Origin of the sequence: Bradyrhizobium sp. AUGA SZCCT0431 (genome assembly GCF_018131065.1) — a bacterium.
Lineage (GTDB): Bacteria > Pseudomonadota > Alphaproteobacteria > Rhizobiales > Xanthobacteraceae > Bradyrhizobium.
Genome location: NZ_JAFCLR010000019.1, coordinates 1 through 18,363, shown reverse-complemented (window position 1 = coordinate 18,363; position 18,363 = coordinate 1). Strand labels below are relative to the sequence as shown.

Sequence of the window (18,363 nt, the reverse complement as noted above, 5' to 3'; positions counted from 1 at the left end):
GCTACCAGAAGGAGCCGGCAAAGCGAAGCGAATTCAGCGGCTTTTGCCCGGGTCTCTACTCGCTTACATTTGACAAAATCATGAGCCAAAGGTCGCCGCATGCCCGACATCACCCCTGCGCCGCGCCGGCGCCCGCTTTGGCGCCTTTTTATCTTGCCCGCACTGCTGGTGGTCGCAGCCATCGCCTGGAGCGGTTTCTGGTTCTATGCGGCGTCCGAGGTCGGCGTGCGCGCCGATGCGTGGCGCGCGCAGGAAGCGAAAGCCGGCCGGATCTATGATTGCGGCAAGCGCTCGGTCGCGGGCTATCCGTTCCGCCTCGAAGTCCGTTGCGAGGACGCCAGCGTGACGCTGGTGTCGCAAACGGCGGGCGCGGGCGCGCCGTTCACGGCGCGGCTCGGAGAGATCATGGTGATCGCCTCGATCTACCAGCCGAAACTCTTGATCGCCGAATTCAAGGCGCCGGCGACGATTGCCGATCGCGGCCAGCCGCCGTCGCTGAAGGTGAACTGGAGCGTTGGCCGCAGCAGCGTGGCGGGGCTGCCGGCCGTTCCGGAGCGCGCCTCGATCGTGTTCGACAATGCCTCGATCGAGCGCGTCAACGGACCGGTGCAGACGCCGCTGGCGCGCGCCAACCGCGTTGAACTGCACGGCAGGCTTGCGGAGGGATCATCGATTGCAGATCCGGTGATCCAGACCGCGCTGCAGATATCAGGAGGCAGCATTCAGGAATTGCATCCGCTGCTGGCGACGCCATTCGAATCAGATGTGCAGACCAAGCTCAGCGGCCTGAAGGATTTCTCGCCAAAGCCGTGGCCCGAGCGCTTCCGCGAAATGCAGGCCGCGGGCGGCAAGGTCGAGATCGTGCGCTCGCGGATTCAGCAGGGCGAGCTGGTCGCCGTGGCCGCGGGGACGCTGGGCCTCAACGCGCAGGGGCAGATCGAGGGCGAGCTGCAGATGACGGTGGCGGGTCTGGAGCGGGTGATCCCGGCGCTGGGTATCGACAAAATGCTGGAGCAGGGCGTGCCGCAGGCCACGCTCGATCGCGTGGCGCCCGGCGTCAAGAGCCAGGACCTCACCAATCTGTTCGGCGCGCTCGACAAGGCTATTCCGGGTCTTGGCAAGGTCGTCAAGCAGAACACCAATGTCGGCGTCGCCGTCGGCATCAATTCGCTCGGCACCGCAGCCGAGCTTGAAGGCAAGAAGGCCCGCAGCTTCCCGCTGCGCTTCGTCGACGGCGCGGTGTTCCTGGGGCCCCTGAAGGTGGGGCAGATCCCGCCGCTGTTTTGATTCCGCTTTGCCCATCTCCGTCGTCATCCCCCGAGTGAACACCAGCGTCCATCCGAGGCGCGCGTGCTTGCGCGTCCGATTTTCGATCGAATGGTTCCTCCTCTGGAACAATCTTCAATCATCGCGGTGAGATTCGCGATGCGTGACTCGCGTCACGGCGATCGCTGAACCGTTCGGACATCCTGACGGTGGTTGCGGGATGATCCCGCACCTCAACAGATGGATGGAGAACTGGAATGACGAACGTTACGAAGAACGATGCAGTCAATCATGAGCTTTCGATCGATGAACTCGACGCTGCGGCCGGCGGCTTCTGGAAGGAACTGGGCGTCGCGATGGGCGCCGGCGGCGTGACCGGCGGCCTAGGCGGTGCGGCGGTCGGCGGCATCGGCGCGGTGCCGGGCGCCATTGGCGGCGCGCTCCTCGGCGGCATCGGATATTGCATCAGCGCAATCTTTTGAGCTGATTGCGCAAGGCGAGACTGTCGAATCGTTTTCGATTCAGCAGTCTCGCTTTCGCGACTGCCTTCGGCGCGACGTCATGAGCGGGCGTCGCTTTTTTAATGACGCGGCCCCCGGGTTTGCATCGGGATCGAGTTGGCAAAAAATGACCTCGCGTCATTAATCGCCTTGGGCATATATCGCGCAAGTGATCTGCCTGGCGCAAACGGAGTACTCCGTGAAAGGAGTGCTTTACCCCCGAGGGAATGTTGCGCTTGGAAGCACTTTGGTGCTCGGCTAAGGCAGCTTCCGCAATCGAGTCCAGGGAGAGGTATGGCCCGTGATCGGCCGCCAAGCGGCTCTAGCAGCATCGCAAACTGCAAGTCCGGAACTACCACAAGAGAGGTTGTCCGCAGGAGGAGCAGATGACGCAGCGCCCCTCACGAGCAATGGGAATCTTGGGTGATCAAAGCCCACTAACAGGCTGCTCGGTGAGAGCGTATGAATGGGAGCTGTCGCTGCTGAAAATTCATCACCAGGCAGAAAGCGACGCGCTCTCAATACCTGATCCCGGTCCAGCGGGCTTCGATTTTGTCCTGCCGGATGAAGACCCCGAGGCTGAAGTGCTGTGGTCCCTGGCTAGAGATTTCATGTGGCGGCGAGCTTTGATGAAAGATGGCTAGTGAACGACTGCTGATGGCCCTGCGATTCCACCGTGCCGTCGATAGCTTGGAAATCTGGAGCGCGAGCAGCGACGGCTTTTCGTTCGTAATCACCCACGAGAGCCGCGCCGGCCCCGGCTTTCACGGACGGCCCGGCTACGTGGCGTCATGGCGTCCGCTTTATCAGGGCAGCGGGGCGATCAAGATCGGTGGATCGCCTTTTGCAACGTTCGAGGAGACCGAGGAAGCGTGCAACCTGATGCTGAAGCATCTGACGAGTGAAAGCTGACGGGAGGCTTGGGATAAATTACGAACAGGCCGGTCGCTAAACCGTTCCGGATCTTTTGAGGCAGGATGGTCAATATTGACCAACCCTCAAGAAGCAAATGTGGTTTGGTAATTTACGAGCGCTGCGCGAGGGCCGCCCCCGCGCCGCTCAAGAAGGCCCCAGCGCTCTCCAGCCCCGCGCTGGGGCCGTTCTTTTGAGGCGGCTAACCAGGCCTCAGTGCCGAGCAGCGGTCGTTGGCCACCGCATTTTCGCCTAACAATCATGGGTACGTGAACACAGGGCAGGTTCAAATGCCGGAGCCCTGTCATGTTAAGACTAGTATTTGTTGCGTCCGTACTCGTTGCCTTTTCTTCATCCGCATCAGAAGCACGCCCGCCCCGCATCGTTGGTCAAGCGCCGGGATGCAACGTAACCATGCCGTGCGACTTTTCGAATTCGCCAACGCAACGCGTTGGTGTGAACGCTTACGGCCGGGAATCGCGGAGCACAGAACGGCCGGCAATTCTGCCGCGCAATGCTAGGGCGGAAGCGAACAGCGGGCGTGGTCAGATCGTCGGCGGGCGCCCAGCCGGTTGTCCCCGCTCTTTCTGCGGCTGCGGCGCATCCATGCGGGTGTTCGGCCATATCGTGCCCGGATTAAATCTTGCCTCCAACTGGCTGCGGTTTCCCCGGACGGCGCCAGCACCGGGAATGGTTGCCGCGCGACGCGGGCACGTCTGCGTCCTGGAGCAGCATGTCGGAGGTGATACATGGATGGCGTACGATGCCAACTCGGGTAGCCACGCAACGAGAATCCATGCGCGCTCGTTGCGCGGGTACACAGTCGTTAATCCGCGCGCGTAATCCAAAGACTCTTATGTCGGCACAATGACGTTTCGCGGGCAGTTGCCCGCGATGCTTCATTCAGATGTCCGTTCTGTCAAAGGCTGCAAGCGCCTTCCGAAGAATCGAACGTTCTCCGCAAGGAGCTTGCAGGAACCTCAACGGGTAATCTTGTGAACCAGCGACTCGATGCCCGTGCGGATCGCAACGGCGGTGGCAATCGCAACCACGATGAGCGGCTGGTAGAGGGCGCCGCCCGACGCGGCATCGAGTTCGTCGATGGTCAGTTCGTCGGCTTTTTTGCTCAGCTGTTCCATTCTAGTCCCTCCTGTTGCCGGTGGAGGGACTATTCCCGCCATCCGTCAGGGCAGGAGTAAGCGCGGCAGGCGACGGTGGCTGTGACGACAGTCACAGCCGGAGTATTGGCACCCGCCGTCAGCGTGCAGACCAGCCCCTAGCTGACAAACACCACCCGCGTCTCCAGCGAAACCCGGCGGTACAGATCCTCGACGTCGTCATTGACGAGCCGGATGCATCCGGAGGCGACGAGGTGGCCGATGGTCTTGGGCGAATTCGTGCCGTGGATCAGTAGCCCGGGCTTGTCCAATAGCAGCGCGCGGGCGCCGAGCGGACTGCCGGGACGGCCGGCGGAAGCGGCCAATGCGTCGGCATCCCGGGCGTTTTGCGCGGAAGACCGCCAGTCGGGCCATTCCAATTTGTTGGTGACGCGGAAGAAGCTGCCGCCCTTGAGGCATTCCTGCGCAATCCCGATGCCGTAGCGGCGTGCGGAATTGTTGGAATCGATCAGATAGAGAAAGCGGTTCTCCCGGTCGACCACGATCGACCCCGGGACCACGGTGGTGCGGTAGAACACCACTTGGCGCTGCAGCGAAAACGGCAGGCCTTCGCCGGTGGAGCCGCCATCTTCGCCGGCCTTCAGGTCGGCCATCACGACGTCTTCGCGCGCGCGTGCCGTTTTTGGCGGTGGCGGCGCCGTCACGCTGGTCGCGACGACGACGGGGCCCTTGGTGACGACATAGCCATAGACCAGTGCCGACAAGGCGATGGCGAGTGCAAGCGCACCGGCGCCGAAGGCCCATGGCTTCCAGTTCGTGCCTTCCGACAACACTTCGTTGATTTGAGCGGCGTCGCGGCCTTCCTCGACGGCGATGTCATCCTCGATCCGCCGGATCGCGGCTTCAAGTGCGGCGACATTTGAGGCGGCGGCCTCGCGGGTGAGGTGGGACGACCTCATAATGAGGTCATAGGCGTCCTTGTAGATCTTGTCGCGGCCGAGGGTGTCCTTGCCGGCAACGGCCTTGGTCAGCAATGCGTAATAATCCACGGTCATGGCCTGACCCCTGAAGAACTATCTGACGGGAGGCGCGTACTGGATGCCGCCCTGGGTCCAGAGCGCATTCAGCCCGCGCGGAATGCTGAGTTTCGACTGCGTGCCGATGTTTCTCTCATAGATCTCGCCGTAATTGCCGACGGCCCGCACGGCGCGCGCGGCCCAGTCATTGGCAACGCCCAACTGCGCGCCGAATTCGCCCTCGGTGCCGACCAGCCGCTTGATATTGGGATTGGCTGATTTCACCGCATCGTCGATGCCAGCCTGTTTGACGCCAAGCTCCTCGGCATTGATCAGGGAATAGAGCGTCCATTTGACCAGGTTGAACCACTGGTCGTCGCCTTGCCGCACCGCGGGTCCCAGCGGCTCCTTTGAAATCACTTCCGGCAGGATGATGTGGCTGTCGGGCGCAGAGAGTTTTAGACGCTCGGCGTAGAGCTGCGAGACGTCGCTGGTCAGCACGTCGCATTTGCGATCATCATACGCTTTCAGGCTTTCCTCGGCGGTGGCGAGCGCGAGCACCTTGAGCGGCATGTCGTTGGCGCGGAAATAGTCCGCCAGATTCAGTTCGGTCGTGGTGCCGGTCTGGGTGCACACGGTCTTGCCGCCGAGTTGCAACGCGGTGTCGATCCTGGCATCTCGGCGCAGCAGGAAGCCCTGGCCGTCGTAATAGGCGACGCCTGCAAACATCAGGCCGAGCGAACTTTCCCGCGACATCGTCCAGGTCGAGTTGCGCGACAGCACGTCGATCGTCTTCGACTGCAGCGCCGAAAAGCGCGTGGCCGCATCGAGCGGCGTGAACGTCACTTTTGCAGGGTCGCCGAAGATCGCAGCCGCGACGGCGCGGCAGATATCGACGTCGAAGCCGCTCCAGGCGTTCTTGTCATCCATACTGGAAAAGCCGAGCAGTCCCTGGCCGACGCCGCAATTCAGCGTGCCGCGTTCCTTGACGGCGTTCAGGGTCTGGGCCTGCGCGGGATTGCCGCTCGCGAACAGCAGGGCCAGCAACGCGATGACGGGAAAGATGATGGGTCGCTTCTTGGAGCCGGACATTTTTTCCCCGCGATCGGTGGCTGCAGCTTCTTTGGTGGCGGCAAGTTCTTTGGCGGAAGTGATGTTGGCAAGCTAACACAAGTGGAAGCGTTACCAATGTGTTTCCGACAAATGAATTTTTGGACCCGCTCGCTTGCGCGACGGGAACGCGCTGGCGCCCGTCATCGTCCTGTGACGCGTTCCGGATCAGCCGGATGTCCGCGCCACGGGAATAACGCTGGCGACGATCGCGGTGCCAAGCCGGTTTGCGACCGCAAAACTTTCCCCGGCATCGATGCGCACCGCGTGGCCCGCTGCGATCTCGCGGGCCTTGTCGTTGATCGACAGTTCGCAGGAGCCTGTCGCTGCATAGACGATGTGAATGCCGGCCGGGCAGGCGTGCGTTGCGCCGCCCAAAAGGCAGCAGAGGTCAATCGCCACGCGCGACCGGTCGCCGATCAGATTGACGACTTCGACGGGTCCGGCTTCGAGCCGGCTGACAATACTGGTTTCGCCGGTAAACCGGACCGGCCTGAACGGCTGCCGGACGTCGATCTCTCCAACAGGTGTCCCGAGCACGAGACCCTCGCCGGAAACCAGCACCAGCTGGCGGTCATAGCCGCTCAAATCCGAGAACGCGCCCGGCGTCACGATGGCGGTCCGGCTGAAACGCCAGATGATTCCTTCCCAACTGCCCGGCGCGAATCCAGGGAGCATGGATACGGCGATATCGATCGTGACCCCGCCGCCGTTCTTCCAGGGCATATGCCGGTAGCTGGCGGGATCGAGCGCCGTTAGCTGAATCCCGCCGTCGGAGGATGTCATTGCATGCGTCCAAACGGTGTTGCTCAGCTATCAATCCGGATCTGGTAGCGCTGGGCGATATCAGCCAACTGGCCCCAGGTCGTGTCGTCGATTTCGATGCCCTTGGCGATCCGTGCGGCTCGTGCGAGCCGCTCGGGCTCACCGGCGATCAGCACCGGCAAGTCCTGCTCGGCGGGCTTGGCCGATTTCACCCAGGAAATCATGTCGTCGATCTCGGCCATCATGCTGTCGCGCGTCGAAAGCCTGATAGGGTCAATCACGATGCTCAGCATGCCATTGATGATGCCGCGTTCGGGCGGTGTCGATGTGGTGACGCTTGGCGAGCCGACAATGGCGCCGGCCAGGAGTTCGCACACCAGCGCCAATCCGGAGCCCTTGTGCTCGCCGAACGGCAACACCACGCCGCGCGGGTCGGTGTACATGACGGAAGGGTCGGTGGTGGGCTGGCCCGCATAGTCGAGCAACGCACCATCAAGCATCGGCTTGCCGGCATTATGCGCCACCCGCACTTTTCCCAGTGCGACGCGGCTGGTGGCGAAATCGAGCAGGATCGGCTCGTTGTTGTCGGTGCCGGGGATTGCGATGCAGACCGGGTTGGTCAGGAACCGGCCCTCGCGGCCCCGGAACGGCGCGACGCCGGGCGAACCCGAAGCGACGTTGACGAAATGCAGCGCCACCATCCCGGCGCGGGCGGCGATCTCGCCATAGGTGCCGACGCGGCCGATATGGTGCGCGTTGCGGAGCCCGTTGACCGCGACGCCATGTTTCCTGGCCGCCTCGATCGCCCATTCCACCGCCTGGCGCGCGACCACCTGGCCGTAGCCGGCGCGGGCATCCCACACCGAGATGGTTCCGGTGTCCGAGACGACCTCGGGTGTCTGGTTGATCTTCAGCGTGCCGGCGTCGAGGTCGCGCACATAGGCGACCAGCATGCCGACGCCATGGCTGTCATGGCCGCGCAGATTGGCCTCGACCAGATGCTCGGCCACGATGGCGGCTTCCGTCGGCGAACTGCCGCCGGCCGTGACGATGCGGTTGGCAAGCCCAAGCAGCTTCGAATGGTCGATAATCATGCTTCACTCCGTCGTGAGCCGTTCTACTCCGGCTTCTTCGTTAAATTCGCGTGCGGGCGGCCGAAGTCGGGCGCTGCCGAATCCTGGCCGATCTCGACGATGCCGCGGCGGATGGCGCGGGTGCGGGTAAAATGCTCGAACAGCGCCTCGCCGTCGTTGCGGCGGATCGCGCGTGTGAGTTTGGAAAGGTCCTCGTTGAAGGTGCCGAGCATTTCCAGCACCGCTTCCTTGTTGGCCAGGAACACGTCGCGCCACATCGTGGGGTCCGAGGCCGCGATGCGGGTGAAATCGCGAAAACCGCCGGCGGAGAATTTTATGACCTCCGACGACGTCACCTGCGCCAGTTCGTCCGCGGTGCCGACGATGGTGTAGGCGATCAGATGCGGCAGATGGCTGGTGATCGCGAGTACCAGGTCATGATGATCCGGCGTCATGATCTCGACCTTGGCGCCGAGCCCGGCCCAGAACTCGCGAAGCTTTTCGACCGCGGCGGGATCGGTCCCATCAGGCGGCGTGAGAATGCACCAGCGGTTGATGAAGAGTTCGGCGAAGCCGGAGTCGGGACCGGAATGTTCGGTGCCGGCGACGGGATGGGCGGGAACGAAGTGGACGCCCGGCGGAATATGCGGGCCCATGTCGCGGGCGATGGCGCCCTTGACCGAGCCGACGTCGGAGACGATGGCTCCCGGCTCGAGGAACGGCGCGATCTCCTCGGCGACCGGGCCGCAGGCGCCGACGGGGATGCAGAGGATCACGAGGTCGGCGCCTTTGACCGCTTCCGCGTTGGTTTCGAGCACGCGATCGACCACGCGCAATTCTTCCACCCGCGCGCGGGTCTTGGCCGAGCGCGCCGAGGTGACGATCTCGCCGGCGAGACCCTGCGCACGTGCGGCACGGGCGATCGAGCCACCGATCAGGCCGAAGCCGATCAGCGCGACGCGTTTGAAGAGAGGTTCAGTGCTCACTTGATGCTCACTTGCCCGCCATAAAGTCTCTGAGGCCGTCGACGACGAGGCGGTTGGCCTCTTCGGTGCCGATCGTCATGCGCAGCGCATGCGGCAGGCCGTAATTGCTCAGCGCCCGCAGCACCAGGCCGTGTTTTGTCAAATACGCGTCGGCGTCCGCCGAGGTCTTGCCCTTTTCCTGCGGAAAATGGATGAGGACAAAATTCGCCACGCTCGGCGTCACCTTGAGGCCGAGCTTGGAAATTTCTTCCGTCAGCCAGTTGCGCCAGTGCTCCGTAAATGTCTTCGACATCTGGACATGCGCGGTGTCCTCGATCGCCGCGACCGCCGCCAGCATCGCCGGCGTCGAGACGTTGAAGGGCCCGCGAATGCGGTTGACGGCGTCGACGATGTTGGCCGGGCCGAACATCCAGCCGATCCGCAAGGACGCCAGCCCGTGAATCTTGGAGAAGGTATGCGTCACCACGGTGTTTTCCGTGGTCGCCACCAGCTCGATGCCGAGTTCGTAATCGTTGCGCGACACATAGTCGGAATAGGCGGCGTCGAGCACCAGCAGCACATGATCAGGCAGTCCGGCGCGCAGCCGCTTGACCTCGTCGAACGGAATGTACGTTCCGGTCGGGTTGTTCGGATTGGCGAGCCACACCATCTTGGTGCGCGGCGTGACCAGCTTCAGGATCGCATCGACATCGGCGGTGAAGTTGGTCTCGGGCGCGATCACGTTCTTGGCGCCGTTCGCCATGGTCGCGATCGGGTACACCAGAAAGCCGTGGCTGGTCGAGATCGCCTCGTCGCCATGCTTCAGATAGGTGTGCGCCAAAAGGTTGAGGATTTCGTCCGAGCCGGCGCCGCAGATGATGCGGTTCGGATCGAGCCCGAAGGCGCGGCCGATCGCCTCGCGCAGCACCCGTGAGGTGCCTTCCGGATAGTCCTCCAGATGACCAGCCGCGTCCCGGTAGACCGCCAGCGCCTTCGGTGACGGGCCGAACGGCGTCTCGTTGGCGGACAGCTTGAACACCTTGCGGCCCGGCTCGGCGACCGGGCTCTTGCCGGGGGTGTAGGGCGCAATATCGAGAATGCCGGGGTTCGGCACGGGGCGGGACATCTTCTGGCTCCGGATCGTAGGGCGTCTATTTAGGATTTGGCCGCCCCGTTCGGGGGCACCGTATAGCGTGTTGCGTGGCTGCCGACGAGGGCCGAGGAGCGCACCGACGCGCCGGCCTCGATCAGGGCGGTCTTGATCTTCTCCATCCCGGTGCCTGATATCGACACCAAGAGCGCGGCGCCGTCGAAGGCGGTATCGGGGACAGCGACGATCTCGGCGAGCGGCGCCAGCGCGCGGGCGGTCTCGGCGTTCCAGCCGGAGACGCGCACGCTCCAGGTCTCGACTTCGATCACCATGGCGTTGTCGGCGACGCGCGAGACCAAGAACACCGGCAAGGCCGCCGGATGGTCGGCGCGTTCGAGGAACGGCACCCGCGCGATGATCTTTGGCGCGCCATCGGCTTCGAGTTCGATCCACCAGGGCGTCCGGCTCGACGTCGCCGACACCAGCGCCAGATCGCCCTTCGATTTCGCCACCGCTTCGACCGCGGCCTGCGCGCTGAAATGCGCCACGTAAGGCACCACGAATCCGAAATGAAACCGCGCCGAATCCCGCATCGCGGATTCGCCAACCGAGACGTCCGCATGCACCGAGAACGGCGCCTGAACGTAGGTGAAGGTCGAGATGATGACGCGCCAGATGCTCTCGATGGTGTCGATCGGGAGGATGCCGCGATGCCGCTCCACCAGCCGCCGCATCATGTCGGCCTCGCGCGCCGGGCGGAACGCGGAGCCGACTTCCTGGGTCTCTTTCACCTGGATCAGCCGATCGATGATGTCGCCGCGCGCCATCAACAGGCGGTGAACCTGCTCGTCGATGCTGTCGATCTCCTTGCGCAGCACCGCGAGGGAGGGCGGGGCGGGGGGTGCCTTCGAGGGTCCCTTGGACATGTTCTAGCCTTTAGCGCCGGGGGCCGAAATCACCGGCAAATACAAGGGCATTGATTAGGAAAGACGGCCGCCGAAAGCAAAGAGAAACATCGGCAATGATGGCGCGCCCGGCCGGTTAACCATGGCCCGCCTTGACGAAAAGCTCCCTTCGGACTAGCTTTAGCCCATTCCGTGGTCATTTGAGCCGGCCGGCTTGCAGCCACGTTAAACAACTCGCTAAACAGGCCGGGGACAGAAGTGATCCCGGTCGAACCTTTGTTCAGGCCGGGTTTTTTTATGGCCTGATTTCTGTCCGGGAGGACCTCAGCTTTCGAGGTCGGTGGCCGAGATGACAAACGTTCAGTCGATACCAAGCCCCTCGATCCATAATGAGGATCGGGCCCATGAGGCGGATCATCCGACCTCGCAGGTCGCGAAGTTCGGCGCTGACCAGCCGCTCAAGCTCGATTGCGGCGTCGATCTGGCGCCGTTCCAGATCGCCTACCAGACCTATGGCGAGCTGAATGCGGATCGCTCCAACGCCATCCTGGTTTGCCATGCGCTCACCGGCGATCAGCATGTCAACAATGCGCACCCCGTCACCGGCAAGCATGGCTGGTGGGACACCATGGTCGGCCCCGGCAAGCCGCTCGACACCAACCTCTACTTCATCATCTGCAGCAACGTAATCGGCGGCTGCATGGGTTCGACCGGCCCGGCCTCGACCAATCCGGCCACCGGCAAATTGTGGGGCCTCGATTTCCCGATCATCACCCTTCCCGACATGGTGCGCGCGCAGACCATGCTGATCGATCGTCTCGGCATCGAGACCCTGTTCTGCGTGGTCGGCGGCTCGATGGGCGGCATGCAGGCGCTGCAATGGACCGCGGCGTATCCGGCGCGCGTGTTCTCGACGCTGGCGATCGCATGTTCGACGCGGCATTCGGCGCAGAACATCGCATTCCATGAGCTTGGCCGACAGGCCGTGATGGCCGATCCGGACTGGCGCGGGGGGCGCTATTTTGAACATGGCACGCATCCGCATCGCGGCCTCGGCGTCGCGCGGATGGCCGCGCACATCACCTATCTCTCCGACGCCGCACTGCATCGCAAGTTCGGACGACGGATGCAGGACCGCGAGCTGCCGACGTTTTCGTTCGACGCGGATTTCCAGGTCGAAAGCTATCTGCGCTATCAAGGCTCGTCCTTCGTCGAGCGCTTCGACGCCAACTCCTATCTCTATCTGACGCGCGCGATGGATTATTTCGACATCGCCGCCGACCATGGCGGCGTGCTGGCGAAAGCGTTTACCGGCATCCAGACCCGCTTCTGCGTGGTGTCGTTCACCTCGGACTGGCTGTTCCCGACCGCGGAATCGCGTGCGCTGGTGCATGCGCTGAACGCGTCGAGCGCGCGGGTGTCGTTCGCCGAAATCGAAACCGATCGCGGCCATGACGCCTTCCTGCTCGACGTGCCCGAATTCTTCGACATTTCCCGCGCTTTTCTGCAATCCGCAGGCACCGCGCGGGGCCTGAAAACGGCGGGTGGTTGATATGTCGCTGTCGCAACAGACACTGCCGCTCACCGGCGTGGAGCCGCATCGCACCGAAAACCTTCGCAGCGATCATTTGCTGGTCGCCGAAATGGTGCAGAGCGGCTCCAAAGTGCTCGACGTCGGCTGCGGCGATGGCGAACTGCTGCAGCTCTTGGAAAGCCGCGGCATCGACGGCCGCGGCATCGAGCTGTCGCGCGAGGGCGTCAACCGCTGCGTCGCCAAGGGCCTTGCAGTGGTGCAGGGCGACGCCGACACCGATTTGATTAATTATCCCGACGATGCCTTCGACTACGTGATTCTGTCGCAGACACTGCAGGCGACGCGGCAGCCGAAAGTGGTGTTGGAAAACCTGCTGCGGATCGGCCATCGCGCCATCGTCTCGTTCCCGAATTTCGGGTTCTGGAAAATGCGGCTGCAATTATTGGTCGGCGGCCACATGCCGCGCACCGAAAACCTGCCCGCGACCTGGTACGACACGCCGAACATCCATTTCTGCACCATCAAGGATTTCGTGCAGCTCTGCGACGAGATCAACGTCAAGATGGAGCGCGCGGTGGCGCTCGATCTCTACGGCCGCCCGCTGCGGCTGAATTTGCCGTGGTGGTTCTGGAACATGTTCGGCGAGCAGGGCGTGTTTTTGCTGAGCCGGGCGGAGAAGGGGAAGTAGGTTTTGCGGCAAGCTCCGCTGCACCTCTCCCGCTTGCGGGGGAGGTCGACGCGCTCGTTAGAGCGCGGCGGGTGGGGGCTCTCTCCACTCGGGGGCCGCGTCGGGTGGAGACACCCCCACCCCAACCCTCCCCCGCAAGAGCGGGAGAGGGAGCGCACCGGCGCTCACCCTGCCACCATCGACCTTGCATCCCGCACCGGCCACCTCCCGGCCTCCACCAGCGCAATAAAGCGCTCGACCATTTCGTTGAACAGCGCGGGCTCTTCCAGGTTGAGCACGTGGCCCGACTTCGGGAAGAACGTCAGTCCCGCCGCCGGCAAATGCTGCTTCAGGAACAGGCTCGGCTCGATGCAATTGTCGTCCTCGTCGCCGCAGATGATCAGCGCCGGCGTCGGCACGTTGCGGATTGCCTCCGTCATGGTGTAGATCGAGGGCCGGCCGCCCTGAAAGCTGCGCATGGTGTTGGCCGAGCCTTTGGCGTCATGGCGCGCCAATGCGGCATAGAAATCGGCGTGGCCGCGCGGGTCTTTCACCAGGAACGGAATCCGGCTCGGCGCCTCGCGCGTCACCTTGGCGACCTCCACCGAGCCGATTTTTTCGTACTGCTCGGCATTGGCCACGCATTGCTTGCGGAAGGCTTCGAGATTTTCGATGCTCGAGCCGGAGCCGACGCCGGCGAGCGTCATCGACAGCGCCCGCTCCGGGGCGTTGAGGCCGATCTGCAGCGACGAATAGGCGCCCATCGACAGGCCGATGAAATGCGCCTTTGCGATCCCGAGATGATCGAGCACGGCAAGCGCGTCGGTGTAGAAATGCTTGTAGGTGTAGACCTCTGATGTCGGCGGCACGTCGGAAGGCGTATAGCCCCGCGCCGAATAGGCGATGCAGCGGTGGCCACGCGAGAAGTAGCGCATCTGCGGCTCCCAATTGGTGTGGTCGGCCGCGAATTCATGCAGGAAGATGATCGGCGTGCCAAAGCCCGCTTCCTCGAAATACAGGCGGACATTGTCGCTGGTGACGGCATAGGGCATTGGCGGTTCCTCTTTTTGGTTTTGCGCGCTCTCCGGCCCCGAAATTCGCAGTTAATGTTCCCGGCTGCAATGAGGCAGCCCTGTTTGTTTTTGGCCATAAAATGATCGCGGAATCACCCCGGAATTGTTCCCGCACCGCCGCATGAAATCTTCCTCTCGCCACAGCCAAAAATTCAAACCCGTCGCCGCGTTCGTTTGTCCACGAACGCTGCGGGATTGTGGTGTGTCATAGAGGATCAAAGATGCTTCAGTTGTTTGCGTTTCGCCGGTCGCTTCGTGTCCTTGCGCTGGCGTTGTGTTCGGTTTCGATTGCAGTCATTGCCACGCCGGCGTCAGCCCGGCCCCACCATGGCGCAGGGCGCCACGTCCGCGGCTACCACGCCGGTCACCATGCACGGCATTACGCCCGCCACCATCACCGCAAGATCGCGCGCTTGTCGCGCTGGGAGCGCGGTGTCGCGCAAATGCAGGCCGGCGGCTTTGCCGATGCCAACGCCAACGCCGATGCCAGCGCAACCTTCACCGACCACAATTCAACCCTGACGCCGCCCGGCGGCGTGATGGCACCGAGCAGCTTTGGCGGCTCCTCCAACGTCGTCGCTGAGGCGCGGCGTTACCTCGGCGGTAACCCGACCGGGCGCGGCAGCCTGTGGTGCGCCCGCTTCATGAACATGGTGCTGCAGCATTCCGGCTATCGCGGCACCGGCTCGGACATGGCGAAATCGTTCGCCAGCTACGGCCAGCGCGTCTCCGGCCCGCAGGTCGGCGCCATCGCCGTGATGACAAGGGGCCGCGGCGGCGGCCATGTCGGAGTCATCACCGGCATCGACGCCAAGGGCAACCCGATCATGATCTCCGGCAACAACGGCAACCGGGTCCGGGAAGCGCCGATCTCGCGCGGCCGGATTTACGCCTACGTGATGCCGACGAGCTGAAATCGTCATTGCGAACGAACCGGTGGGTGGGCACAGGCGCGTCGGCGCCGTGCCCATCATGGCCTCGCCGAAGCAGGCCGGCGGGCCGCCGCCGCCCTCGCTGAGCAGTGCGTCGGGCCTGGCCCGCTTGCCGCCGCCGGGCGCGCAGGTATATTGGCCCGATGGCTGTCAGCTCCCCAGATCTGAAAGCGTTCCTGCTCGCCACGCCTTTCTTCGGTGGCCTCTCAGACGCAAGCCTCGATCTCCTGATCTCAATGCTGGCCGAGCGCCGCTTCGACGCCGGCGCCACGGTGGTCGCGGAAGGCGAGCCCGGTCGTTCGATGTTCATCGTTCACTCGGGCCAGCTGGTGGTAAGCAAGCTGCTGGATTCCGGGCGCGTCCTTCGCATGACGGGTCTCGAGCCCGGGGATTTTTTCGGCGAAATGACGCTGATCGAAATGCAGAACCGCTCAGCCACCGTCGTCGCGGAGAGCCCTACCGTGCTGTACGAGCTCACGGCCCGGCAACTCTACGCGTGCTACAAGGCCGACATCCACGCCTATGTGATGGTGATGCAGAATATCAACCGCGAGCTTTGCCGGCGGCTCCGCCGGGCCGACAAACGCATTGCCGAGTTGCAGATGCTTCACACGAGTGAATGACACAGCCGGGTGTGCATCATGTGGGCTGAGCTGGCTACAGGGCGCAACATCTAGCTCCGACGGGCAAATCGGAACCTTCGGCCGATCAGACCGGGAACCGGCAGGCTCGGGTGCGCGCATTGCAGCCGCATTGGTTTCACTGAATGGCCACATCGGAATCAGACCCCAACCAAACTTCGTGGATAGGAGTCCTTCCAGTCAAACTGAAAAGGAGTGAGCATGCGCATCGTTACGGCATCCGTCATCATTGCCGCCCTCTCTTTGGGCGCGCCAACTTTCGTGCAGGCACAGGGAACCCCCTCGCAATCTCAAGCAAGCCCGTCGCAATCCGAGGCGCAGCCTTCGCAGTCCAGCACCGTCATCCGGAGCATCCAGGTCGTCGACGTCAAGGATCTGCAGCCGGCGGTGCGCTCGAAGGTCGATGAACTCGTGGCCCAAACCCGCGAGGAAGACATTCAGTCGCTTCGGAAGTCCATCGACGCCACGCCGGAAGCGGCATCGGTGCTCAAGGCCAAGGGCCTGACTTCGTCACAAGTCGTGGCCATCAACATCGCCGACGGCGTCCTGACGATGTTTGCCAAGACGGCCTGAACGAGACACCTCATTAAAAGTTAGATGCGACCACCAAGCCCGCCGGCTGTGAATCCGGCGGGCTTAATGGCGTCATCCTGGTTGCAGCAACATCACGCCAGGTATCAAAGACGGTCGCGCAACCCGGTGACCCCGTCGTTTTGAGCGCAATGGTCGCAGCAATAGAAGGTGCCGGCCTTTTCGAGTCCATGACCGACGATGCGCGTTCCACACTGCTTGCAGGTTGGTGCAAGGGCAAAAATGGCGCACTCAAAGCTATCGAAGGTGTGCGATTTGCCGTTCATCACGACCTGAAAAGCCTTGTCGTACGAATTTCCGCAGGTCTCGCAACTGGCCATATTTCGCCTCCTTAAGCTGCACGTCGTTTGCGGGTCTGTGCCGCCTTCCTCGCCGACCGGGAACGTTCTGCCGCCGGGCGTTTCGCGGCGGCCTTTCCACCGAGCTTGCCGCCCTTGCGGGACGGGGCGTGGTCTACCTTCTTGCCCCGCCCGGATCCGCTCTTTTTGCCGCCATGGGTTTCGGCGTTCACGGTAGCCCAGGCCCGCCGCTCGGCTTCGTCGTGGGAGACGCCGCGGTGCTCGTAGCCCTCCTCGATGTGCTCGGCCTGACGCTTTTGCTTGTCGGTATAGGTGGATTTGTCGCCGCGGGGCATGAATCCTTCCTTCGTTGGCTGATGCAAAACACCATCGGTGCTGGAGAGTTCCTATCGTTGCTTCCGTGCCTTAGAGCGTTTTCGAGCGAAGTGGATACCGGTTCGCGTGAAGAAAACGCGTCAAAGCAAGAGTCTAACGCTTCGGTTCTGATTCAATCAGAACCGATAATGCTCTACTGCCTTTTGAAATACTGGACGTCGCGTTCATGCTTTTCAGCCGCCGCGCGGGACTTGAAGGTGCCGAGATTGCGTCTCTTCCCGGTCTTGGGATTAATCTTGCGGGAATAGAGCCGGTATTCGCCCGAAGCTAATTTGCGGATCATGACGTTTCTCCAGAGCCCCCAAAGCACGCTCGTGGGATGAACGCTTTGCGCACATGGCAACAAACGGCCTCCCGATCCCCTAGGTTCCCCGCTCGACGTCCGCTTCCGGCCGCGAAAAAAATGGCCGGAACATAGGAACGACTTTTCTCCGGGCACGTTGATTGTTCGAGTGATACAACGAGGGAGAAATCCACCGGAAATATCATCTCAAAAGCCCCGTCAGTTACACTTGTAGCTGGCGGGGTTTTGGTTAGGAGGCCCGATGTATGCGCTATTTGAAGGCGACAAGCAGATCGGAAGTGCCTTCCCTACCGAGAAAGAGGTCTGGGAAGCAGCCCTGATAGAGGGGCTTGTGATGGACGTTCCGGTTGCGGATGAGGAAGGCGGCCAGGTGATTCCCAGCGGTTATCACGTCGCTAGGGTCGAAGAGCCCTGCGACCCGCGGCCCGATTGGAAACTTCCGCGCGATATTTCCTGACACCGGCGCTTTGTGAAATCTACGCAATCCAGTAGATTGCCATTCCAACAGCCACGAGGGCCATAACACCAGCGGTCAGCATCCCGTAGTTCCGCTCTGCCTCAGTCGGCAGCGCTTCTCTCGCAGCGTCCTCATGAATCAGGTCGTGTTTCATTACGCACCTCCAGGGATTCAAACCGACAGCACGAGTCGTTCCGGCCCTCGAAGCGGGTTAACCAGAAACTCCCACCCACCCGATGGCTCAGGCGGTTCACGTCATCAGGTCGACGAACAGTTTGAGGATAGCCACGATTAGCCCGGCTGAAGCAATCGCCGTGCTGAGGTCGACAACCTCGATGAGAGCCTGTCGCTGTTCGTCATCCAACATGGAGAAGACTTTACGCATGGTAGTCCTCCACCCCATGCAAACTTTCTGAGCGGCCGCCGGTTCCATTTGGGAGGCCCTATGCCCGCGGACGGGCACAGCAGGCGCGACAATTGGCTCGACGGCTGCGCCCGGCGTAGCCGGGGGCAGAATTAATTCTGATTTACAGAAATCGTGTCAAGCCCCGAAACAAAAAATATTTCGCTTTTCCCGAAGGCAAATCAGGGGCACATATATCGCCATCCCGTCCCACTCAGAGGGCGTCGGCCGTCGTCACGGACGTTGGACGGGTTGCGGTGGACGCTGATGTGCTGGCGACGAACGGCACTGAGGCGTACGGCGAAGTCGTGTGGTCCTGGCGCCCCGTTGCTGGCGTCAAGTTCCTGAGAGGCCAAAAGCTGATCAG

At 62.6% G+C, this 18,363-nt stretch carries 24 protein-coding genes and 1 riboswitch; of the genes, 10 read left to right on the top strand and 14 right to left on the bottom strand.

The features are described from left to right. Positions 1-99 precede the first annotated feature (99 nt). The 4 genes from JQ567_RS19650 (at position 100) to JQ567_RS19635 (ending at position 2,678) form a co-directional block, all read left to right on the top strand. Positions 100-1,287 carry a DUF2125 domain-containing protein gene (locus tag JQ567_RS19650; RefSeq protein ID WP_212440350.1) on the top strand — a complete coding sequence of 396 codons (1,188 nt, stop codon included), beginning with the start codon at positions 100-102 and terminating at the stop codon, positions 1,285-1,287. 236 nt (positions 1,288-1,523) lie between these two features. After that, positions 1,524-1,748 carry a hypothetical protein gene (locus tag JQ567_RS19645; RefSeq protein WP_212440349.1) on the top strand — a complete coding sequence of 75 codons (225 nt, stop codon included), beginning with the start codon at positions 1,524-1,526 and terminating at the stop codon, positions 1,746-1,748. Between the two features lie 404 nt (positions 1,749-2,152). Beyond that, positions 2,153-2,410, top strand: coding sequence for a hypothetical protein (locus JQ567_RS19640; RefSeq protein WP_212440348.1), 258 nt, complete (start codon positions 2,153-2,155; stop codon positions 2,408-2,410). 13 nt (positions 2,411-2,423) lie between these two features. Continuing rightward, on the top strand, positions 2,424-2,678 hold the full coding sequence (locus JQ567_RS19635; protein WP_192738295.1) for a hypothetical protein: 255 nt from the start codon (positions 2,424-2,426) through the stop codon (positions 2,676-2,678). 980 nt (positions 2,679-3,658) lie between these two features. On the opposite strand, the gene JQ567_RS19630 is transcribed toward JQ567_RS19635, so the two are convergent. The 8 genes from JQ567_RS19630 to JQ567_RS19595 all read right to left on the bottom strand — a co-directional run bounded on the left by JQ567_RS19630 (position 3,659) and on the right by JQ567_RS19595 (position 10,741). Beyond that, entirely contained in the window at positions 3,659-3,817 is a 159-nt protein-coding gene (locus JQ567_RS19630; protein WP_212440347.1) for a hypothetical protein, read from the bottom strand. Between the two features lie 137 nt (positions 3,818-3,954). Next, on the bottom strand, positions 3,955-4,851 hold the full coding sequence (locus tag JQ567_RS19625; protein WP_212440346.1) for a L,D-transpeptidase: 897 nt from the start codon (positions 4,849-4,851) through the stop codon (positions 3,955-3,957). Positions 4,852-4,869: 18 nt separating this feature from the next. Next, positions 4,870-5,904, bottom strand: a complete 1,035-nt coding sequence (locus JQ567_RS19620) for an amino acid ABC transporter substrate-binding protein (protein ID WP_212440345.1) — start codon at positions 5,902-5,904, stop codon at positions 4,870-4,872. Positions 5,905-6,090: 186 nt separating this feature from the next. Beyond that, positions 6,091-6,708: a HutD family protein gene (locus JQ567_RS19615; RefSeq protein ID WP_212440344.1), complete on the bottom strand. Its 618-nt coding sequence runs from the start codon at positions 6,706-6,708 to the stop codon at positions 6,091-6,093. Between the two features lie 23 nt (positions 6,709-6,731). Beyond that, entirely contained in the window at positions 6,732-7,781 is a 1,050-nt protein-coding gene (locus JQ567_RS19610; protein ID WP_212440343.1) for a malate/lactate/ureidoglycolate dehydrogenase, read from the bottom strand. A 23-nt stretch (positions 7,782-7,804) separates the two neighbouring features. Then, the gene (locus JQ567_RS19605) at positions 7,805-8,746 is read right to left on the bottom strand and encodes a prephenate/arogenate dehydrogenase family protein (protein ID WP_212440342.1); all 942 of its coding nucleotides are present in this window, start codon (positions 8,744-8,746) and stop codon (positions 7,805-7,807) included. A gap of 7 nt (positions 8,747-8,753) precedes the next feature. Continuing rightward, complete coding sequence (gene hisC / locus JQ567_RS19600) at positions 8,754-9,851, bottom strand: histidinol-phosphate transaminase (RefSeq protein ID WP_212440341.1); 1,098 nt, start codon at positions 9,849-9,851, stop codon at positions 8,754-8,756. Between the two features lie 29 nt (positions 9,852-9,880). Next, positions 9,881-10,741 (bottom strand): chorismate mutase, encoded by an 861-nt coding sequence (locus JQ567_RS19595; RefSeq protein ID WP_212440340.1) that lies wholly within the window; start codon positions 10,739-10,741, stop codon positions 9,881-9,883. Positions 10,742-10,902: 161 nt separating this feature from the next. Then, positions 10,903-10,982: riboswitch (SAM riboswitch) on the top strand. An 87-nt stretch (positions 10,983-11,069) separates the two neighbouring features. On the opposite strand from JQ567_RS19595, the gene JQ567_RS19590 reads away from it, so the two are divergent. Both JQ567_RS19590 and metW read left to right on the top strand, forming a co-directional pair. Further along, the gene (locus tag JQ567_RS19590) at positions 11,070-12,272 is read left to right on the top strand and encodes a homoserine O-acetyltransferase (RefSeq protein WP_212440339.1); all 1,203 of its coding nucleotides are present in this window, start codon (positions 11,070-11,072) and stop codon (positions 12,270-12,272) included. 1 nt (position 12,273) lies between these two features. Further along, a complete protein-coding gene (metW, locus tag JQ567_RS19585) occupies positions 12,274-12,942 on the top strand; it encodes a methionine biosynthesis protein MetW (RefSeq protein ID WP_212440338.1) in 669 nt (222 codons plus the stop codon). Between the two features lie 164 nt (positions 12,943-13,106). Here metW and JQ567_RS19580 read toward each other — a convergent pair whose 3' ends face one another. Beyond that, the gene (locus JQ567_RS19580) at positions 13,107-13,973 is read right to left on the bottom strand and encodes an alpha/beta fold hydrolase (protein WP_212440337.1); all 867 of its coding nucleotides are present in this window, start codon (positions 13,971-13,973) and stop codon (positions 13,107-13,109) included. Positions 13,974-14,215: 242 nt separating this feature from the next. On the opposite strand from JQ567_RS19580, the gene JQ567_RS19575 reads away from it, so the two are divergent. The 3 genes from JQ567_RS19575 to JQ567_RS19565 all read left to right on the top strand — a co-directional run bounded on the left by JQ567_RS19575 (position 14,216) and on the right by JQ567_RS19565 (position 16,140). After that, entirely contained in the window at positions 14,216-14,908 is a 693-nt protein-coding gene (locus JQ567_RS19575; RefSeq protein WP_212440336.1) for a TIGR02594 family protein, read from the top strand. A gap of 161 nt (positions 14,909-15,069) precedes the next feature. Then, complete coding sequence (locus tag JQ567_RS19570) at positions 15,070-15,549, top strand: Crp/Fnr family transcriptional regulator (protein ID WP_212440335.1); 480 nt, start codon at positions 15,070-15,072, stop codon at positions 15,547-15,549. A gap of 219 nt (positions 15,550-15,768) precedes the next feature. Then, a complete protein-coding gene (locus tag JQ567_RS19565; protein WP_212440334.1) occupies positions 15,769-16,140 on the top strand; it encodes a hypothetical protein in 372 nt (123 codons plus the stop codon). A gap of 104 nt (positions 16,141-16,244) precedes the next feature. Here the strand turns inward: JQ567_RS19565 and JQ567_RS19560 are convergent, their stop codons facing one another. The 3 genes from JQ567_RS19560 to JQ567_RS19550 form a co-directional block, all read right to left on the bottom strand. After that, the gene (locus tag JQ567_RS19560; protein ID WP_212440333.1) at positions 16,245-16,478 is read right to left on the bottom strand and encodes a hypothetical protein; all 234 of its coding nucleotides are present in this window, start codon (positions 16,476-16,478) and stop codon (positions 16,245-16,247) included. Positions 16,479-16,489: 11 nt separating this feature from the next. Then, positions 16,490-16,792: a plasmid stabilization protein gene (locus JQ567_RS19555; RefSeq protein ID WP_212440332.1), complete on the bottom strand. Its 303-nt coding sequence runs from the start codon at positions 16,790-16,792 to the stop codon at positions 16,490-16,492. 173 nt (positions 16,793-16,965) lie between these two features. Next, positions 16,966-17,115 (bottom strand): hypothetical protein, encoded by a 150-nt coding sequence (locus JQ567_RS19550; protein WP_212440331.1) that lies wholly within the window; start codon positions 17,113-17,115, stop codon positions 16,966-16,968. A 262-nt stretch (positions 17,116-17,377) separates the two neighbouring features. Between JQ567_RS19550 and JQ567_RS19545 the strand changes: the two genes are divergently transcribed. After that, positions 17,378-17,593, top strand: coding sequence for a hypothetical protein (locus tag JQ567_RS19545; RefSeq protein ID WP_212440330.1), 216 nt, complete (start codon positions 17,378-17,380; stop codon positions 17,591-17,593). Between the two features lie 19 nt (positions 17,594-17,612). Here the strand turns inward: JQ567_RS19545 and JQ567_RS38650 are convergent, their stop codons facing one another. Both JQ567_RS38650 and JQ567_RS38645 read right to left on the bottom strand, forming a co-directional pair. After that, positions 17,613-17,747, bottom strand: coding sequence for a hypothetical protein (locus tag JQ567_RS38650; protein ID WP_283815965.1), 135 nt, complete (start codon positions 17,745-17,747; stop codon positions 17,613-17,615). 96 nt (positions 17,748-17,843) lie between these two features. Next, entirely contained in the window at positions 17,844-17,978 is a 135-nt protein-coding gene (locus JQ567_RS38645) for a hypothetical protein (RefSeq protein ID WP_283816529.1), read from the bottom strand. Positions 17,979-18,363: the final 385 nt, after the last annotated feature.

Excerpts from the sequence above, each read along its gene's own strand:
- JQ567_RS19650 (WP_212440350.1), top strand. The coding sequence starts at position 100 with ATGCCCGACATCACCCCTGCGCCGCGCCGGCGCCCGCTTTGGCGCCTT.
- JQ567_RS19645 (WP_212440349.1), top strand. The coding sequence starts at position 1,524 with ATGACGAACGTTACGAAGAACGATGCAGTCAATCATGAGCTTTCGATC.
- JQ567_RS19640 (WP_212440348.1), top strand. The coding sequence starts at position 2,153 with ATGACGCAGCGCCCCTCACGAGCAATGGGAATCTTGGGTGATCAAAGC.
- JQ567_RS19635 (WP_192738295.1), top strand. The coding sequence starts at position 2,424 with ATGGCCCTGCGATTCCACCGTGCCGTCGATAGCTTGGAAATCTGGAGC.
- JQ567_RS19630 (WP_212440347.1), bottom strand. The coding sequence starts at position 3,817 with ATGGAACAGCTGAGCAAAAAAGCCGACGAACTGACCATCGACGAACTC.
- JQ567_RS19625 (WP_212440346.1), bottom strand. The coding sequence starts at position 4,851 with ATGACCGTGGATTATTACGCATTGCTGACCAAGGCCGTTGCCGGCAAG.
- JQ567_RS19620 (WP_212440345.1), bottom strand. The coding sequence starts at position 5,904 with ATGTCCGGCTCCAAGAAGCGACCCATCATCTTTCCCGTCATCGCGTTG.
- JQ567_RS19615 (WP_212440344.1), bottom strand. The coding sequence starts at position 6,708 with ATGACATCCTCCGACGGCGGGATTCAGCTAACGGCGCTCGATCCCGCC.
- JQ567_RS19610 (WP_212440343.1), bottom strand. The coding sequence starts at position 7,781 with ATGATTATCGACCATTCGAAGCTGCTTGGGCTTGCCAACCGCATCGTC.
- hisC (WP_212440341.1), bottom strand. The coding sequence starts at position 9,851 with ATGTCCCGCCCCGTGCCGAACCCCGGCATTCTCGATATTGCGCCCTAC.
- JQ567_RS19595 (WP_212440340.1), bottom strand. The coding sequence starts at position 10,741 with ATGTCCAAGGGACCCTCGAAGGCACCCCCCGCCCCGCCCTCCCTCGCG.
- JQ567_RS19590 (WP_212440339.1), top strand. The coding sequence starts at position 11,070 with ATGACAAACGTTCAGTCGATACCAAGCCCCTCGATCCATAATGAGGAT.
- metW (WP_212440338.1), top strand. The coding sequence starts at position 12,274 with ATGTCGCTGTCGCAACAGACACTGCCGCTCACCGGCGTGGAGCCGCAT.
- JQ567_RS19580 (WP_212440337.1), bottom strand. The coding sequence starts at position 13,973 with ATGCCCTATGCCGTCACCAGCGACAATGTCCGCCTGTATTTCGAGGAA.
- JQ567_RS19575 (WP_212440336.1), top strand. The coding sequence starts at position 14,216 with ATGCTTCAGTTGTTTGCGTTTCGCCGGTCGCTTCGTGTCCTTGCGCTG.
- JQ567_RS19570 (WP_212440335.1), top strand. The coding sequence starts at position 15,070 with ATGGCTGTCAGCTCCCCAGATCTGAAAGCGTTCCTGCTCGCCACGCCT.
- JQ567_RS19565 (WP_212440334.1), top strand. The coding sequence starts at position 15,769 with ATGCGCATCGTTACGGCATCCGTCATCATTGCCGCCCTCTCTTTGGGC.
- JQ567_RS19560 (WP_212440333.1), bottom strand. The coding sequence starts at position 16,478 with ATGGCCAGTTGCGAGACCTGCGGAAATTCGTACGACAAGGCTTTTCAG.
- JQ567_RS19555 (WP_212440332.1), bottom strand. The coding sequence starts at position 16,792 with ATGCCCCGCGGCGACAAATCCACCTATACCGACAAGCAAAAGCGTCAG.
- JQ567_RS19550 (WP_212440331.1), bottom strand. The coding sequence starts at position 17,115 with ATGATCCGCAAATTAGCTTCGGGCGAATACCGGCTCTATTCCCGCAAG.
- JQ567_RS19545 (WP_212440330.1), top strand. The coding sequence starts at position 17,378 with ATGTATGCGCTATTTGAAGGCGACAAGCAGATCGGAAGTGCCTTCCCT.
- JQ567_RS38650 (WP_283815965.1), bottom strand. The coding sequence starts at position 17,747 with ATGAAACACGACCTGATTCATGAGGACGCTGCGAGAGAAGCGCTGCCG.
- JQ567_RS38645 (WP_283816529.1), bottom strand. The coding sequence starts at position 17,978 with ATGCGTAAAGTCTTCTCCATGTTGGATGACGAACAGCGACAGGCTCTC.